General features: G+C 63.2%; 14 protein-coding genes. 6 read left to right on the top strand and 8 right to left on the bottom strand.

Annotated features, from left to right (window positions below; all coding sequences use genetic code 11):
* The first annotated feature begins 3 nt into the window (after positions 1-3).
* Both ASE60_RS24315 and ASE60_RS24310 read left to right on the top strand, forming a co-directional pair.
* Complete coding sequence (locus ASE60_RS24315) at positions 4-513, top strand: NUDIX hydrolase (protein ID WP_057253774.1); 510 nt, start codon at positions 4-6, stop codon at positions 511-513.
* A 151-nt stretch (positions 514-664) separates the two neighbouring features.
* On the top strand, positions 665-1,132 hold the full coding sequence (locus ASE60_RS24310; protein ID WP_057253772.1) for a truncated hemoglobin: 468 nt from the start codon (positions 665-667) through the stop codon (positions 1,130-1,132).
* A gap of 21 nt (positions 1,133-1,153) precedes the next feature.
* Here ASE60_RS24310 and recX read toward each other — a convergent pair whose 3' ends face one another.
* The 3 genes from recX to ASE60_RS24295 all read right to left on the bottom strand — a co-directional run bounded on the left by recX (position 1,154) and on the right by ASE60_RS24295 (position 4,248).
* Entirely contained in the window at positions 1,154-1,714 is a 561-nt protein-coding gene (recX, locus tag ASE60_RS24305) for a recombination regulator RecX (RefSeq protein WP_256436637.1), read from the bottom strand.
* Between the two features lie 263 nt (positions 1,715-1,977).
* Positions 1,978-2,748, bottom strand: a complete 771-nt coding sequence (locus tag ASE60_RS24300) for a siderophore-interacting protein (protein ID WP_057253769.1) — start codon at positions 2,746-2,748, stop codon at positions 1,978-1,980.
* Positions 2,749-3,018: 270 nt separating this feature from the next.
* Entirely contained in the window at positions 3,019-4,248 is a 1,230-nt protein-coding gene (locus tag ASE60_RS24295; RefSeq protein WP_057253767.1) for a PLP-dependent aminotransferase family protein, read from the bottom strand.
* A gap of 553 nt (positions 4,249-4,801) precedes the next feature.
* On the opposite strand from ASE60_RS24295, the gene ASE60_RS24290 reads away from it, so the two are divergent.
* The 3 genes from ASE60_RS24290 to ASE60_RS24280 all read left to right on the top strand — a co-directional run bounded on the left by ASE60_RS24290 (position 4,802) and on the right by ASE60_RS24280 (position 7,928).
* Positions 4,802-6,439, top strand: coding sequence for an arylsulfatase (locus tag ASE60_RS24290; RefSeq protein ID WP_082616045.1), 1,638 nt, complete (start codon positions 4,802-4,804; stop codon positions 6,437-6,439).
* Positions 6,440-6,601: 162 nt separating this feature from the next.
* Positions 6,602-7,048, top strand: coding sequence for a hypothetical protein (locus ASE60_RS24285; protein WP_057253765.1), 447 nt, complete (start codon positions 6,602-6,604; stop codon positions 7,046-7,048).
* Between the two features lie 283 nt (positions 7,049-7,331).
* Complete coding sequence (locus ASE60_RS24280; protein ID WP_057254407.1) at positions 7,332-7,928, top strand: class I SAM-dependent methyltransferase; 597 nt, start codon at positions 7,332-7,334, stop codon at positions 7,926-7,928.
* A 170-nt stretch (positions 7,929-8,098) separates the two neighbouring features.
* On the opposite strand, the gene ASE60_RS24275 is transcribed toward ASE60_RS24280, so the two are convergent.
* Positions 8,099-9,316, bottom strand: a complete 1,218-nt coding sequence (locus tag ASE60_RS24275) for an RDD family protein (protein ID WP_057253763.1) — start codon at positions 9,314-9,316, stop codon at positions 8,099-8,101.
* 712 nt (positions 9,317-10,028) lie between these two features.
* Here ASE60_RS24275 and ASE60_RS24270 point away from each other — a divergent pair.
* Positions 10,029-11,480, top strand: coding sequence for an arylsulfatase (locus ASE60_RS24270; RefSeq protein ID WP_244495691.1), 1,452 nt, complete (start codon positions 10,029-10,031; stop codon positions 11,478-11,480).
* A gap of 98 nt (positions 11,481-11,578) precedes the next feature.
* On the opposite strand, the gene ASE60_RS24265 is transcribed toward ASE60_RS24270, so the two are convergent.
* The 4 genes from ASE60_RS24265 to ASE60_RS24250 form a co-directional block, all read right to left on the bottom strand.
* Entirely contained in the window at positions 11,579-11,881 is a 303-nt protein-coding gene (locus tag ASE60_RS24265) for a hypothetical protein (protein WP_244495711.1), read from the bottom strand.
* A gap of 123 nt (positions 11,882-12,004) precedes the next feature.
* Positions 12,005-12,712: a L,D-transpeptidase gene (locus ASE60_RS24260; RefSeq protein WP_057253759.1), complete on the bottom strand. Its 708-nt coding sequence runs from the start codon at positions 12,710-12,712 to the stop codon at positions 12,005-12,007.
* The gene (locus ASE60_RS24255) at positions 12,709-13,623 is read right to left on the bottom strand and encodes a glycine betaine ABC transporter substrate-binding protein (RefSeq protein WP_057253758.1); all 915 of its coding nucleotides are present in this window, start codon (positions 13,621-13,623) and stop codon (positions 12,709-12,711) included. Before ASE60_RS24255 ends, ASE60_RS24260 begins: the two co-directional genes overlap by 4 nt.
* A 380-nt stretch (positions 13,624-14,003) precedes the next feature.
* Positions 14,004-14,534 (bottom strand): metal-dependent hydrolase, encoded by a 531-nt coding sequence (locus tag ASE60_RS24250; protein ID WP_057253755.1) that lies wholly within the window; start codon positions 14,532-14,534, stop codon positions 14,004-14,006.
* Between the last annotated feature and the right edge of the window lie 53 nt (positions 14,535-14,587).

Raw genomic sequence — 14,587 nt, 5'->3', positions numbered from 1 at the left:
CGCATGAAATCGACCAAGAAGGACAGCGGGCAAAAGACCGGCAAGGCCGGAACGCTCTTGCAACAACTTGCAAGATCGCCCGAGAAGCTGTTTTCAGGGTCGTTTCGCCAGCAAATCGCCGCACTTTGCTTCCGCCCAACGAAAAATGGCAGCGGCATCGAAATCCTGGTGGTCACTTCGCGTGAGAGCGGTCGCTGGGTCATTCCCAAGGGATGGCCGATGAAGCGCAAGAAGCCATACGAGGCGGCGGAAATCGAGGCCTGGCAAGAAGCCGGCGTGCGCGGCAAGGTCAGGAAAAAGCCGGTCGGCAGCTACACCTACCTGAAATCGCTCGATGACGGCGACGTCGTGCCCTGCGTGGTCGATATCTTTCAGATCGAAGTCGATGAAGTGGCGGATGATTTCAAGGAACGCGGCGAGCGCGTTCTTGCCTGGGTCAGTCCCGACGAAGCAGCGCGCCGTGTGCGCGAAATCGAACTGAAGTCACTGCTGGTCGAATTCGTGCCGCGCTGAACGATGGCTTCCTGCGGCCACGCCCAAACCGCAAACACTCGCCCCCACATTGACGACAGATTGCCGCAATCGGCGGTTCGGCCTTTGGCGCCGGCGCCAACAGCGCCTATATGAGGCCGGCAAAGCCGAGGGCCGAAGCCGGGGTAATAAGATGAACGATGAACTGCAGGGCCGCGCCGTCCATGTCGCGGCGATCCGCGAACGGGCGGAAACCGAGATGAAGGCGATCGGCGTCGACGAGACTTTCATCGGTCATCTGGTCGATACGTTCTACGCGCGCGTGCTCGCCCATCCGGAGCTTGGGCCCGTCTTCGACGCCAGGCTTTCGGGCCGCTGGCCGGAGCATATGGAAAAGATGAAGAGCTTCTGGTCGGCCGTCGCCTTCCGCAACGGCGCCTATGGCGGCAAGCCGGTGCAGGCCCATGTCGGCGTCGCCAACATGACGCCGGATCTCTTCCCGAAATGGCTGGAACTTTTCTCCACCACCCTCGATGACATCGCGCCCAACCATGAAGCCAAGGCCTGGTTCATGGCAACGGCCGAGCGCATTGCCCGCAGCCTGACGCTCTCACTGTTCTACAATCCCACCCTCGACGACCCCGCGCTGAAGCGCGGGTGACGACCGGGCCTTGCCCTGCCGTCAGAGCAAACGGCCCGCGATCAGGATTTCCTCGGCCTCGTCAAAGGACATTGCGAAAACCCTTTTGCCCAGCTCGAAGCTGAAACCGGCCCGGGCAAAGGCGGAAAGCTCCTTCGTCGTGCGCTTCTCGTCGAGATCGATCTTGCGGAACGGGCCGAAGGCGCGCTTTCGCGCCAGAACGACGGCGGCATAAAGGTCGTCGGCCTCCGCAACGGCCGCGGCAACATCGGTTTTCGCGATGCCCTTCTGCGACAGTTTCTGCGCGATCGCCCGCTTCGACTTGCCGCCGCGCATGCCCGAGCGAGTCTTGATCTCGGCATAGGCCTGATCGTCGAGCGCGCCATTGTCATAGGCGAAGGTCACGGCGGCAGCGGCCAGAAGTTCCACCTGGGTGGTGCCGATATCCTCGAACTTCTCCCGCGCCTTGCGCGCGATCGCATCGAAAAGCTGCTTCTCCGTCAGCATCTGGCGGTGAAGCCGATAGGCCGCGGAATTGCGCGCCCAGGCATACATGCGTGGCGTCGGCTGATCCGATTGCTCTGTCTCGTCGTTGAGGTCCAAGCCTGCCCTACCCTGGTAGTGACCACAGTCAGCAACAGCCGATCGCAATCCGACGGATCGGATCAGTGCCGCATTGAAATGCGAAATGACCTGACTCTCCCGGACAAGGCAATTGCGCCGCCAACCCGGCTCACAGTTTTCGCGGGCGTTGTTCCGTTGGAATGGTGGCGAGCGCACCGAAAGGCGGGCGCGGGCATGAGGGGCGCGGCGACGGAAGGGCCGCGCGGATCTTTCGAACCGGTGGCCCTCCGTTCTCGCGGTCGCTAGTCGAACTTCTCGGTGCTGTCCGCCTTACCCTTCACCCAGTAGCCGGAGGCCTTGAGCCAGGTGAGCGGCAGGCCACGCTCCTCGACGAAGTGGGTGCGGATCGCCCGTGTCACCGCGGCCTCGGCTGCGATCCAGACGAAGGTGCCGGGCTCGAGCTTCAGCGAACGCACGACCGAGAGCAACGCCGAAGGGTCGCTCGCCCTATCGAGCGGGCGATAGGCCCAATGGGTCGTGAGCGCCGCTTCGGTGCGGAAGACCTGCCGTTCGTCCGGCCCGGTGACAGCGGCGATGCTGGTGATCTCGTGGCCATCAGGCGTCTCTTCGATCCGCCGCCCGATGGCCGGCAGCGCCGTTTCGTCGCCGATCAGCAGCCAGCGCCGGAAATCTCCAGAGACGACCGCCGAACCGCGCGGGCCGCCGATTTCGAGGTGATCGCCGACCGCAGCGTTCATCGCCCAGGCGGTCACGGGTCCTGCCTCATGCAGCGCGAAATCGAGCGCCAGGATGCGTGCGTCGTTGTCGTAGCGCCGGGGCGTATAGTCCCGGTGCTCCACGGTGCCATCGGCGCCGGGCACGAAGATCTTGATGTGGTCGTCCGCCCCGAGGCTGACGAAGTCCGCGAGATCTTCACCGGAAAGCGTGATCCTCAGCATGCCGGGCGTAATACGCTCGATGCCGGAGACGACGAGAGACCGCCGCCTGAGCTCATGGCGAACACGCTCGATGCGCGGCGCAGCAAGGTTGGAATAGTTGAGAGGATTGTCCATTTGCATCCCTTAGGGGGCTCGAAAACCTCGATCCGCAGGACACAGTCGCGCAGATCGAAGCCGCTTCAAGCCGTTCGATCATACGCGTTGAGTGACGTTAACGCTTACGTGGCCGGGATACGCCCGGTCATGTCACGCCTTCTGTCTACCGGAAGGGCCTGCACCGATCAATGCGTCATCCTGATCACATCTTCGTGGTGGCGCCAGCCAAAAGAAAAACGCGCCCGCCGTAGCGGACGCGTTCTTTTTCTGAACCGGAAGCTTGGCGTCTCAGGCAGCCAGCGCCGCCGCTTCGCCGCGGACGAGATCGCCGAGGCGCCGAATGCCCTCGTCGATCATCTGGTCGTTGGCGCAGGAGAAGGAGACGCGCAGCGTATTTTCGCCCGAGCCGTCGGCAAAGAAGGCGCGGCCGGGCACGAAGGCGACCTTCACCGTCTCGATCGATTTCGCCAGCAGTGCCGCACCATCCATGCCCTTCGGCAGCGTCACCCAGACGAACATGCCGCCTTCCGGCTTCGTCCAGGAAACACCCTCGGGCATGTACTTTTCGAGCGCCGCCAGCATGGCGTTGCGGCGCTGCTTGTAGACCCGGTGGATCTTGGCCACCTGCTGGTCGAAGCCGCGCTCGGCAACCGTGCAGATCGCCATCTGGTTGATCGTCGAGGAATGGAGATCGGCCGCCTGCTTCAGAAGCACCAGTTTGCGGATCACCTTTTCCGAGGCGCAGACCCAGCCGACGCGAAGGCCCGGGGCCAGCGTCTTCGAGAACGAGCCGCAATAGATCGTGCGGGTGTTGTTGATGTCGCCCTTGCGCGCGATTTCGAGCGCCAGGATCGGCGGCACCGGCTCGCCGTCGTAGCGCAGCGACTGGTAGGCCGCGTCTTCGATGACGGCGATGTCGAGGTCTTCGGCAAGCGCCAGCACGCGCTCGCGGCCGGCCCGGTCGACGGTCTCGCCGGTCGGGTTGGCGAAATCGGCCGACAGATAGGCGAACTTGACGCGGCCGCCCGCTTCGCCTGCCGCCTGGCGGTAGGCTTCCGGCGTGCGGTTGCCGTTCGGGTTCAGCTGGTCGTAGGTCGGCTCATAGGCGTTGAAGGCCTGCAGCGCACCGAGATAGGTCGGCCAGGTGACGAGTGCGGTATCGTTCGGCGACAGGAACAGCTTGCCGAGATAATCGAGGCCTTGCTGCGAACCCGAAGTGATGAAGATGTTGTCGGCGCCTGCGGGAATGCCGATTTTTTCCATCTGCTTGGCGAGCCATTCGCGCAGTGGCTTGTAGCCTTCGCTGACCGAATACTGCAGCGCCGCGCCAACGGCCGGGCCTGCGAAGATCTCCGCATAGGCGTCCTTGAATTCCGCATCCGGAAACAGCGCGGGGTCGGGAATGCCGCCGGCAAACGAGATGATGTCAGGACGATCGAGCAGCTTCAAAAGTTCGCGGATTTCCGAGGCGCGCATCCGGCTCGAGCGCGTCGCGAAGATGTGTTCCCAATCCAGCATGGGGTGTTTCCTCAGAGATTATTGGTGCGGAAAGCGGTTCTCCGCTTTCTCCCGCGTCGTTGTAGAGCGCCGTGCTTTCAGGTGAACGCACAAAGGACGCTCGGGCATTTTCGTTCTAGAGCATCTTTCCACTTCAAGCGATCCCACTTGAGAGCGCGACGCTCTGGACGGCGAAGCGACAGGACCACGATGGCTAATTTATGTCAATATTATTGACCTAAATCCGTGCGTTTTTCGGGCTTTTTGGGCTCTTCGCACGTTGCGTCCGGGGCCTGACGTTACGTCAGTCCAAGCCGAATGCCACGCGGCCCCGGGCAAAGCAAGCCACTGCGTAACTGTTACGCTCTTGCCGCCTGCCTCTGCCGGGCGCACAGTCATGCGTCCACCGATTGTGTTTCATGGCAGCGCCGTCTGTCCGGACGGACGTCAACGGCCGCTGCAGCGCTTTCACGTGCCGCATGATTTGCCCTCGGCTCGATCCGATCGCAGGCCCGATCGCAGCAATGACGCGGCACAAAGGTCCCGATCCACTGGCGATATGGAGCGACATGCCATGAGCAAGCATCCAATATCCGATCAACCCGAACAGAACGGACAGCCTCAGAACGAACCGCTTTTGAGTGTCAGCCGCCGCGACCTGCTGCTTGGTGGCAGTGCATTGGCCGCAGCGGCGCTGACCGTCTCCGCCCCCGCGGCGCACGCGCAGCAATCAGCAGCGCCTGCCGCCGGCGGCGGCAAGCCGAACATCCTGATGATCATGGGCGACGATATCGGCTGGCTCAATCCGAGCATCTATCACCGCGGCATGATGGGCTATCGCACGCCCAACATCGACCGCATCGGCAATGAGGGTGCTCTCTTCACCGATTGGTATGGCGAGCAGAGCTGCACCGCCGGGCGCGCCGCCTTCATCACCGGCCAGTCGCCGATCCGCACCGGCCTGACGAAAGTCGGCCTGCCCGGCGCCGATCTCGGCCTGCAGCCGGAAGACCCGACCGTTGCCGAACTGCTCAAGGCGCAGGGCTATGCCACCGGCCAGTTCGGCAAGAACCACCTGGGCGACAAGGACGAGTTCCTGCCGACCGCCCACGGCTTCGACGAGTTCTTCGGCAACCTTTACCACCTCAATGCCGAGGAGGAGCCGGAAAATCCCGATTATCCGAAGAGCCCGGAATTTGCCAAGCGCTTCGGCCCGCGCGGCGTCATCCACTCCTATGCCGATGGCCGGATCGAGGATACCGGCGCGCTGACGAAGAAGCGCATGGAAACGGTCGACAGCGAGTTCCTGGCGGCCGCCCTCGATTTCATCGACCGCCAGCACAATGCCCAGAAGCCGTGGTTCTGCTATTTCAACTCGACCCGCATGCATATCTTCACGCACCTGAAGGCAGAGTCTCAAGGCAAGACCGGCAAGGGTCTCTACCCCGACGGTATGGTGGAGCATGACGGCCATGTCGGCGAGCTGCTCAAGAAGCTCGAGGATCTTGGCGTTCTCGAAAACACCATCGTCATCTACACGACCGACAACGGCGCCGAAGTGATGAGCTGGCCGGATGGCGGTACGACACCGTTCCGCGGCGAGAAGGCCACCAACTGGGAAGGGGGATATCGCGTTCCGATGCTGATCCGCTGGCCGGGCGTCATCAAGCCGAACACGGTCTATAATGACATGTTCTCGCATTACGACCTGATCCCGACCTTCTGCGCCGCCGCGGGCGAGCCGGATATCGTGGCGAAGTGCCTCACCGGCTATGAGGCCGGCAGCAAGACGTTCAAGGTCCACCTCGACGGCTTCAACCTGATGCCCTTCTTCCGCGGCGAAGTGATGGATTCGCCCCGGCGCGAATTCCTCTACTGGAACGATGACGGCGAACTGGTGGCGATCCGGGTGCAGGACTGGAAGGTCAACTTCAAGATCCAGGAACACACCGGCATCGGCGTCTGGCAGCGCGAATTCACCAGCCTTCGCGTCCCCTGGATCATCAACATCCGCGCCGACCCCTTCGAGCGCGGCCCGGAATCCTTCGAATACGACCGCTGGATGGCAGAGCGCGCCTTCATCCTCGTGCCCTCGCAGGCGCTGGTCGCCAAGTGGCTGGAAAGCTTCAGGGAGTTCCCGATCCGCCAGAAGCCGGCAAGCTTCAATCTCGACGAGGTGATGGACAAGCTCTCGACCGGCGGCAAACAATAGGCATGATGCCCCTCGCCGCTTCCATCTCGCAGGGCAGCCTCTGCGGGATGGCGGCGGCGGAAGAAGCCGCACCCGTTGCCGGAGAGTTCAAAGGAACGAAATTGCGGACAGAGGAGCTGAAGAGTAGAATTTCGCCCTTCATTCGACCGGAGGGACTAGGCCATGAGACTGTTTATCCTGTCGGCTGGCGCCACCCTGGCGCTGGCATCCGCAGCCTTTGCGGCACCCACGGCGCCCGCGACGCAACCCCTGAAGATCTCCAAGGAGTGCAGCCAGTTCACCGGCGACACGCCGAGCTTCTGCACCATCACGGAATCGAACCTTGAGGCGATCCCGGCGGGCACCAAGATCCTCTACTACGGACCGGTGATCACCAATCCGCTCTTCTCCAGCAGCAATGCGGTCATCGCCGTCGGAAACGGCGACTCGGCGCTCGGATACTGCATCGTCTACGAATCGGCCAGCCCGCCGCTTGGAACCTGTGCGTTTCATGCGGGCAGCGGCACGCTCGCCGGTTTCCAGGCGATCGTGAAGGTCACGGTCGACGACAAGCAGATCTGGCACTGGGACGGAGGCTACGTCCTCGGCGCCACCCAGGCCGCCAAGTGAGACGTTAAGAAGCCGGTCTCGCCGGCTGTTTGACATGAGTTCAGGGCGTGACACCTGATCAGGTGACATTGGCGGCGAGGCCGACGTTCGCCACGGACGTCAGTCGCGGATCGATCGGATCGGATGGCTTCAAGCCTTCCGAAGAGAAATTCCAGTGTTTGCAATAGTGATCGGCACCGACGAACCGGTCGTCGAGCGGCCTGCGCCGCGCAGGCCTTGACAGTGGCAGGCGACTACCATCCGCTACGCTCGCTCTCTCATGGACCGCAGCCAAGACGAACGCATGGCCGAACCCGACGACACCCTCGCCTTTTACCGCGACAACGCCGCCACCTATGCCGCACGCGACCGCAAGCCGCCGACGGCGCGGCTCGCCGCCTTCATGCGCGCGTTGCCGCCGGGCGCCGCCGTCCTCGACCTTGGTTGCGGCGGCGGGGACGACAGCCTCGTCATGCTCGAAGCCGCTCTCGACGTCACCGCCTGCGACGGCTCGGCGGAACTGGCCCGCGAGGCGGAAAAGCGCATCGGTCGCAAGGTCAAGGTGATGAAGTTTCAGGAGATCGACTGGCACGACCGCTTCCATGGGATCTGGGCCGAAGCGTCGCTCCTGCACGTGCCGCGCGCCGAGCTCGCCGACGTCCTCGAGCGCGTTCATCGGTCGCTGAGGCCGGGCGGTGTTCTCCACGCGAGCTTCAAGGCCGGCGAGGCGGAGGGGTACGACCGCCTGGGGCGCTACTACAACTATCCTTCGGCAGAATGGCTTCGCACTTGCCTCCAGCACAGCCGCTGGTCGAACATCGAGATCAGCGAGGCCGATGGCGGCGGCTACGACGGCGAGCCGACCCGCTGGCTGCATGTCGCGGCAATCCGATCGGCCTGACGCCCGCTCAGCGCCCGAGTCTCGCCAACCTGCGTGTCCCCAAGGCCTGTCGCATGAAAAGGTGTCACACGCCAGGCTTTAAGCTCTTGTTTTCATGAACGTCGTCGCCGCAAAACCGCTGCACACTTCTGCCCGACAGGCATTCGATCCCCCACCGATGCAAGCGACGCCTACTTCGGCGCCGTTGCGAACATGGCGTCGACAAACCGCTTCGCCTCCGCCTGCTGCTCCCCAGAACTTCCGCGGGTGTAGACCAACGTTCTCCACGCGTCGCGTCCGCTGACGGCCACCGTCACTTCAACACGCGTATCCTCGACACCCAAAGCCTTCCCCGTTGCCTGCAAGGCTGTCATGTCGAGGACCGTGACTGGCTGCCACGCAGAGGTGATCTTGATATCCGAGGCCAAGGCGAACGCAAGCGCCTCCGCATAAACGGCGGTTTCGACGCCTTCGGACGGGAGCTGTTCGTGACCGAACACCGCCTCCGACAGAAGTTCGGCGGAAAAGAAATAGAAGGCGCGACCATCCTCGACTTCGAGTTCCTCGGGCTGCCAGGACGCTCCGATAGTTGCCGCCCTCTGCGTCACCGGATTGGACCAGGATTGGGTTGTGCGGAGGTTCCTCTCCATCTGCCGATCCTCCATCCCGAGCACGGAGGTGCCGACAAACAGAGCGGCCGAAACGGCGAGCGCGACCCCGAAACGAACCTCTGAGGGATCGGCAAGAACTGCCGGATTGCCATCGTCGTAGCTCGCGGGCTGCCCCAGGGCAACGCGCCGGTGCTGCCGGATTTGCGTGAACAGGGAAACGAAGGGAATGCCGAACCCCAGGCCCGCCACCCAGACCATGAACTCCCTGACCAGGAAGAACGCGAAGCGGTCGCGACCGGGCGGCACGGGAACTCGCACACCGACGATTGCCTTGCCGGGCGTGGTCCCCGTGACGGCCATGCTGATGGCAAGCACCACCGCGACGAGGGGCAACAACATCAAGCCCAGCAGCACGCTGGGCATGGAAACCATTCGCAGGTAGGTGCTCGGCGCGTAGAAGACAGCCCACAGACCGATGCCCGCGCCAAGCAGCGGGATAAACAGGAAATTGTCGATGAAGCGCGCCCAAAACCGCGGCCAGGGCCGGTAGCTGACGGCCGGCCTTGGCAGGACCGCGACCGGTTCGGCGACAGGTTCCAGCGCGCCCGGTTGCTCCGGCAGCGTTGCGAAGACCTCGGCAAGTTCGGGATGGCTTGCGGCCACCCGCCGTTCTTCCGCCCCTTCCCGCCAGACGACGGTCTCGTCCGCAATCTTGCCGTCTCGAATGAGGGTACGAACCTCGTCGTCACCGACAGGCCCATGTTGTTCTGGTCCTGCTGAGTAGTACCAAGCTGCCATGCTGTTGCCCCTTGCCTTGCGGCACGAGTAGCAAAAGCCATCGCAGCGGTAAAGTTGCGGAAATCAAAATGAACATTCCAGGAGTTGTCGCCGCGCCGTCGCCACAACAACAGCTCTGGCGCGCCGAAGCGGCAGCAGCCGGCACCGCGCATCGGCCGAACCCGGTATCCGATCCGCTTCGCCTCAGGCCTCGCTGCTAAAGTAACTCAGGATCAAAAGCGTGCAGATCGCTGCAACGATCAAGGCGTCGAAAAGTGCAAAATGCTCGAAGAACGAGAGCATGGCATTTCCTCCTTCCAACTAAACCTATGAGAGCACATATTTCCACGGTTTGGAAGAAGAATACCGGGCTATACTGACGTTCAATCGATATTACTCGGCATTATTATTGCTCTGCAGCAAATTTATTTCGGCACCGCACAATACGACTTCAACATCGAGACCCGGCACAACTTGAAGATTCGGCTCTCGATCGGAATGCCGAACGACTTGATTTCCTTCAACCGCCCGGGACGCGCCGGCCCGCTTGGAGGTGACGCCAGTCCTGCCCGTGGCGGCCTTCAGTCGCCTTCGTCGACGAACGGCTCTGAGGAAAAAGCCCAGCGCCGGCGTCGCGGCAAACCGATTGACGGCGCTACCGGAAGATGTAGACATTAGTAATATCGAATAAAAAGATCCACCGGCCGGCGGGTCTATTTTCCAGGGGGTGCGCATGTCTGAACTGCAAGCGAACAACGCCCGCGCGGGCGGCGAAACGGCTGTCGCCGACAAGGACAAAAGCGGCTTGACGCGGCGCGAGGCGCTCATGAGCGGCGCGGCGTTTGCCGTTGCCGCCGGCATGCCGGCTGGCCTTGCCGCCTTCTCCCCAAACCCGGCCCTCGCCAATGGCACGACACCGCCGAACATCGTCTACATCATCGCCGACGATCTCGGCTGGGCCGATGTCGGCTTCCATGGCTCCGACATCAGGACGCCCAATCTCGACAAGCTCGCCGAAACCGGCGTGACCGTCGACGAATTCTACACCCAGCCCATGTGCACGCCGACGCGCGCCGCCTTCCTCACCGGCCGCTACCCCTTGCGCTACGGACTGCAGACCGGGGTCATCCCCTCGCCCGGCTCCTACGGGCTGGCGCTCGACGAATATCTGCTGCCTCAGGTGATGAAGGATGCCGGCTATAAAACCGCGCTTGTCGGCAAGTGGCATCTCGGCCACGCCAAGGTGGAATACTGGCCGAAGCAGCGCGGCTTCGATACGTTCTACGGTGCGCTGGTCGGCGAAATCGATCACTTCAAGCATTCCTCCCACGGGGTGAAGGACTGGTACCGGGACAACAAGCCGCTCGAGGAAAGCGGTTTCGACAACACGCTCTTCGGCGATGAGGCGGCGCGGGTCGTGGAAGGGCATGATGCCGCCGCTCCCCTGTTCCTCTACCTCGCCTTTACCGCGCCGCACACGCCGTTCCAGGCGCCTGAGGATTATCTCGACCGCTACAAGCACATCGCGGATGAAAACCGCCGCGCCTACGCGGCGATGATTTCCGTGCTTGACGATGGCATCGGCAAACTGGTGGCAGCGCTCGAAAAACGCGGCATGCGCGACAACACGCTGATTGTCTTTCACAGCGACAATGGCGGCGTGACAAGCTCGCTCTTTGCCGGCGACAACAAGGTCAGCGGCGGATTGCCGGCGAACAACGGCCCCTACCGCGACGGCAAGGGCACGCTCTACGAAGGCGGCACCCGCGTCGCAGCGCTTGCCAACTGGCCGGGAAGGATCAAGCCGGGCAAGGTCGGCGGCATGGTCCATGTCGTCGACATGTACCCGACGCTCGCAGCCATCGCCGGTGCGCCGCTCGGCAAGAACAAGCCGCTCGACGGCATGAACCTCTGGCCGGCCTTGAGTGAAGGCAAACCTTCGCCGCGCGGGGAGCTCGTCTACAATGTCGATCCGCTGGTGCTGTGCGCAAGGACAATTGGAAGCTCGTCTGGAAGGCAGCCCTGCCCTCCAGGCTGGAGCTTTTCGACATCGCCGCCGACCCGTCCGAGACGAAGGATCTCTCGGCAGAGAACGGCGACAAGCTGCGCGAACTTCAGGACTGGATCACCAGGCTCGCCGGCGAAATGGTCCAGCCGCTTCTTCTCATGGATGCCGCGCGGCTGACCTTCTATGCACCGCCGGTCGTCGCCGACCCTGCGACGCTGTTCAGCCTTGGAGATTGATTATCAGCGAAGGTCGCGCAAGCGCGGGCGCTTGCCCGCCTAAACCGGCGTCACGGATTTCACGCTGCCGGTACTATCGACGACGCAGTTGTATTTGCGGCCGCCTGCGTCGAGATCGACGCTGTAGCTTGTCGCGTCGAGCGCCCGGGAGCTCGTCGGTAGCACCTTGGTGCTTTCGAGCTTCGCCGTGCCCGCGACCGCGTTGGCGCAGATCAGCTGCAGGTCGGCCGGCGCCGTCTGCAGGCTCGTGCGCGCCATATCCTCAGGTTTGGGCGCTGACTGGCAGCCACCGATTATGGCCAGCGCCAAAGCCACGGGAACAAACCCCTTCGAACGCAACATCCCCTCGCTCACTATCTGTTCTCCCCTTTGAGTATTTGCCTGTCACTGGGTCCTGCGGGACGGATTGGCCACGCCTGACCCTGCGGCCAATTAAAAGCACTCGCCACCCCTGTTCGAGCGACGTCATACCCCCTTGTAGAGTGCTGCCCCCTGCATCAGCACGATCACCTTGGCGCCGATCTCGATGCGGGAATGCAGGTCGGTGACGTCGTCATTGTTCATGCGGATGCAGCCGGACGAAACGTCGAGCCCGATCGTCCAGGGCTCGACCGTGCCGTGGATGCGGTAGATCGTGTCCTGGTCGCCCTCGTAGAGATAAAGCGCGCGGGCGCCGAGCGGATTGTCCGGCCCGCCGGGCATGCCGGCCGCCCATTTGGCGGCGTTCGGGTCGCGGGCCACCATCTCGGCCGGCGGTGTCCAGGTCGGCCATTCCGCCGTGCGTCCGACGCGCACGATTCCGGCCCAGCCGAAGCCCTCGCGGCCGACGCCGATGCCGTAGCGGATCGCCTGGCCGCCCGGCTGCACCAGGTAGAGGAAATGCTGGTTGCCGTCGATGATGATGGTGCCGGGTTGCTCCGCCGTGCGGAACGGCACCACCTGGCGGCGGAAGGCTTCCGGCAGCTGGTTGTTGCGGGCGAAGTATTGCCGCGCTTTCTTCTTGTCGTAATTCACCCACTTCTTGGTGCGGGCATCATAGATCTGCGTCTGTGCCAGTGCGGCCAGCGGACCGAGGCAGAGCGCAGCGGCAAGAACGGCAGCACCGAGCTTGCGCCGCGTCCATGCCGGCTGATCCTTGCTGACAGGACGGTTATGGTCGGATGTCGCGGTCATGGCTTGGCCCACCCGTCGATGCGCGCTGCGTTGTCCTCGGCCCATTTCTTCGCATAGTCGGCCGGCGCCTGCCGCTCGACCTCCAGCGCGTAGCTCATCTTCGTCACTTCCTCCGGCGAGAAATCCACCTTCTCCAGGAACTTCGCAATGTCAGGGTGCTTCTTGCCGAAGGCGGTGGCATAGGCGATCTGGAAATGCGCCGCCTCCCAGGCGGTCGAGGCGCTGGATTTCGACACCCAGAGCGGGTCGCTCGGCGGCACGATCTTCCACTTGGCGGCATCGTGCGGCGGCTCTTCGAGCCTGGCAATCTGGTGCAGCTCGAACACATGGTGCGGCGCGTAGCAGTAAAACACCATCGGCCGCCCGGTCGCGACCGCCGCGTCCACCGCCGCCATCGCCACTTCCTCTTCCGCCTCGAACAGCGTCAGGGTTTCGCCATAGCCGTAGCCCGCCGCCCGCGCCCGTTCGATACCGGTCGAAAGCCAGGTCGCAGCACCGATCCACATCTCGCCCTTGCCGTCGCCGTCAGTGTCGAGGATCTTGGTTTTCTCGGGGTCGCTGAGATCGGCGACCGTCTTGATCGTCGCGGCGGCTTCCGGCGTGGCGCAAAGCCCCTGCCAGGCCGGCACGCTGCGTTCCGTCAGCTGACCGACACCCTTGTCGGTCACGTATTTGCGCACGACATCCTCGAAATTCGGCCGCCAGACTTCGGGCTGGATATCGACCGTGCCCGTCTCGAAGCCGACGAAGGCATTGAGCGTGCCGAGCTCCTTGACCTCGGCATCGAGGCCGAACTTCTTGGCGATGCCGACCTTCAGGATATTGGCCGTCGCCTGGCCCGACGGCCAGTTCGGCATGGCGATCACCAGGTCGGCGGCAGTGGCCGGCACGGTCACGGATGCGGCAAGCATGACAGCCAGCGCCGCTGGCAGATACCTCGACTTTCCCTTCACAGTCCCCTCCGGCCTCGATTAATCGATGCGAATGACGTCGTGAATGCGTATCAGGAATGCGTCCAAGTTCCGGGGCAACACGAGGCGCGCGCCACGGCTATGCGAATGCTATCAAAGTGATACAGCGACCTTTGCGGGTCCGGTAAGACCGCGGCGCTGCAGTGTTCCCTGTGCCGTCTGCCGGCATCTTCGTTTCTTGGCCGGCAGGATGCATAGAACGACGGCCTTCGTCAACGATCCGGCTACACCGCACGTTGCATGGGGAGGGCCTCTTCATCGGCGTTCACGCCGCAGCACCGCGCGAGACCGCAAGCATTGCATGCCGGAGTTCGTGGAGCCTACGGCTCTGCCGCACGGGCAGCCTCTTTCCCGATGGCGCGCCGCGCCCTGAAATCGCGCAGGGCGAACTGGCCTGCAACCAACCAAATCGCCAGCTCAAGCGCAAAGGTCCAGTGCAGCAGGAAGTTCAGATACCAGGGCTTATAGACCGCCTGCACATGCACCAGGTTCACCCGGAGATCGGCGAAGGGAAAGAGCCAGCGGATATCTGCCGCGATCGAATCCATCACCAGATGCAGGAGCACGCTGATGAGCCCGACACTGACGAGGACGAGCTGATTGCGTCGCCCGGTGGCGATGAGGAGAAGCGCGATCGCCGCCGCCAGCACCAGCCAGAAGACCGGCGTATGCACCCAGTAGTCGTGATGCGGCGTGCGGCGCTGGTCGATCAGGTAGAAATAGGCGAGATCGAAATCCGGCAGAACGGAACAGAGCAGCCCGATGCCGAAGATGGCGCGGGCCTGCGAGGGATTGCGACGCGCAAAGGGGCGGCTCAGCAGATAGCCTGCCGGCAGATGGGCAATGAACAAGGCAGGTTTCCTCCTGAAGCGCAATCCCGCGGAACCGCGTCTTTCACACCCGC

The sequence above is a fragment of the Ensifer sp. Root278 genome, assembly GCF_001429285.1.
Classification (GTDB): domain Bacteria; phylum Pseudomonadota; class Alphaproteobacteria; order Rhizobiales; family Rhizobiaceae; genus Ensifer.
Note: the sequence above shows the minus strand (reverse complement) of the source record. Positions and strands in the feature narration are given on the sequence as shown.

Excerpts from the sequence above, each read along its gene's own strand:
- ASE60_RS24255 (WP_057253758.1), bottom strand. The coding sequence starts at position 13,623 with ATGCTTGCCGCATCCGTGACCGTGCCGGCCACTGCCGCCGACCTGGTG.
- ASE60_RS24280 (WP_057254407.1), top strand. The coding sequence starts at position 7,332 with ATGGCCGAACCCGACGACACCCTCGCCTTTTACCGCGACAACGCCGCC.
- ASE60_RS24285 (WP_057253765.1), top strand. The coding sequence starts at position 6,602 with ATGAGACTGTTTATCCTGTCGGCTGGCGCCACCCTGGCGCTGGCATCC.
- ASE60_RS24295 (WP_057253767.1), bottom strand. The coding sequence starts at position 4,248 with ATGCTGGATTGGGAACACATCTTCGCGACGCGCTCGAGCCGGATGCGC.
- ASE60_RS24275 (WP_057253763.1), bottom strand. The coding sequence starts at position 9,316 with ATGGCAGCTTGGTACTACTCAGCAGGACCAGAACAACATGGGCCTGTC.
- ASE60_RS24260 (WP_057253759.1), bottom strand. The coding sequence starts at position 12,712 with ATGACCGCGACATCCGACCATAACCGTCCTGTCAGCAAGGATCAGCCG.
- ASE60_RS24315 (WP_057253774.1), top strand. The coding sequence starts at position 4 with ATGAAATCGACCAAGAAGGACAGCGGGCAAAAGACCGGCAAGGCCGGA.
- ASE60_RS24290 (WP_082616045.1), top strand. The coding sequence starts at position 4,802 with ATGAGCAAGCATCCAATATCCGATCAACCCGAACAGAACGGACAGCCT.
- ASE60_RS24270 (WP_244495691.1), top strand. The coding sequence starts at position 10,029 with ATGTCTGAACTGCAAGCGAACAACGCCCGCGCGGGCGGCGAAACGGCT.
- ASE60_RS24300 (WP_057253769.1), bottom strand. The coding sequence starts at position 2,748 with ATGGACAATCCTCTCAACTATTCCAACCTTGCTGCGCCGCGCATCGAG.
- ASE60_RS24265 (WP_244495711.1), bottom strand. The coding sequence starts at position 11,881 with ATGTTGCGTTCGAAGGGGTTTGTTCCCGTGGCTTTGGCGCTGGCCATA.
- ASE60_RS24310 (WP_057253772.1), top strand. The coding sequence starts at position 665 with ATGAACGATGAACTGCAGGGCCGCGCCGTCCATGTCGCGGCGATCCGC.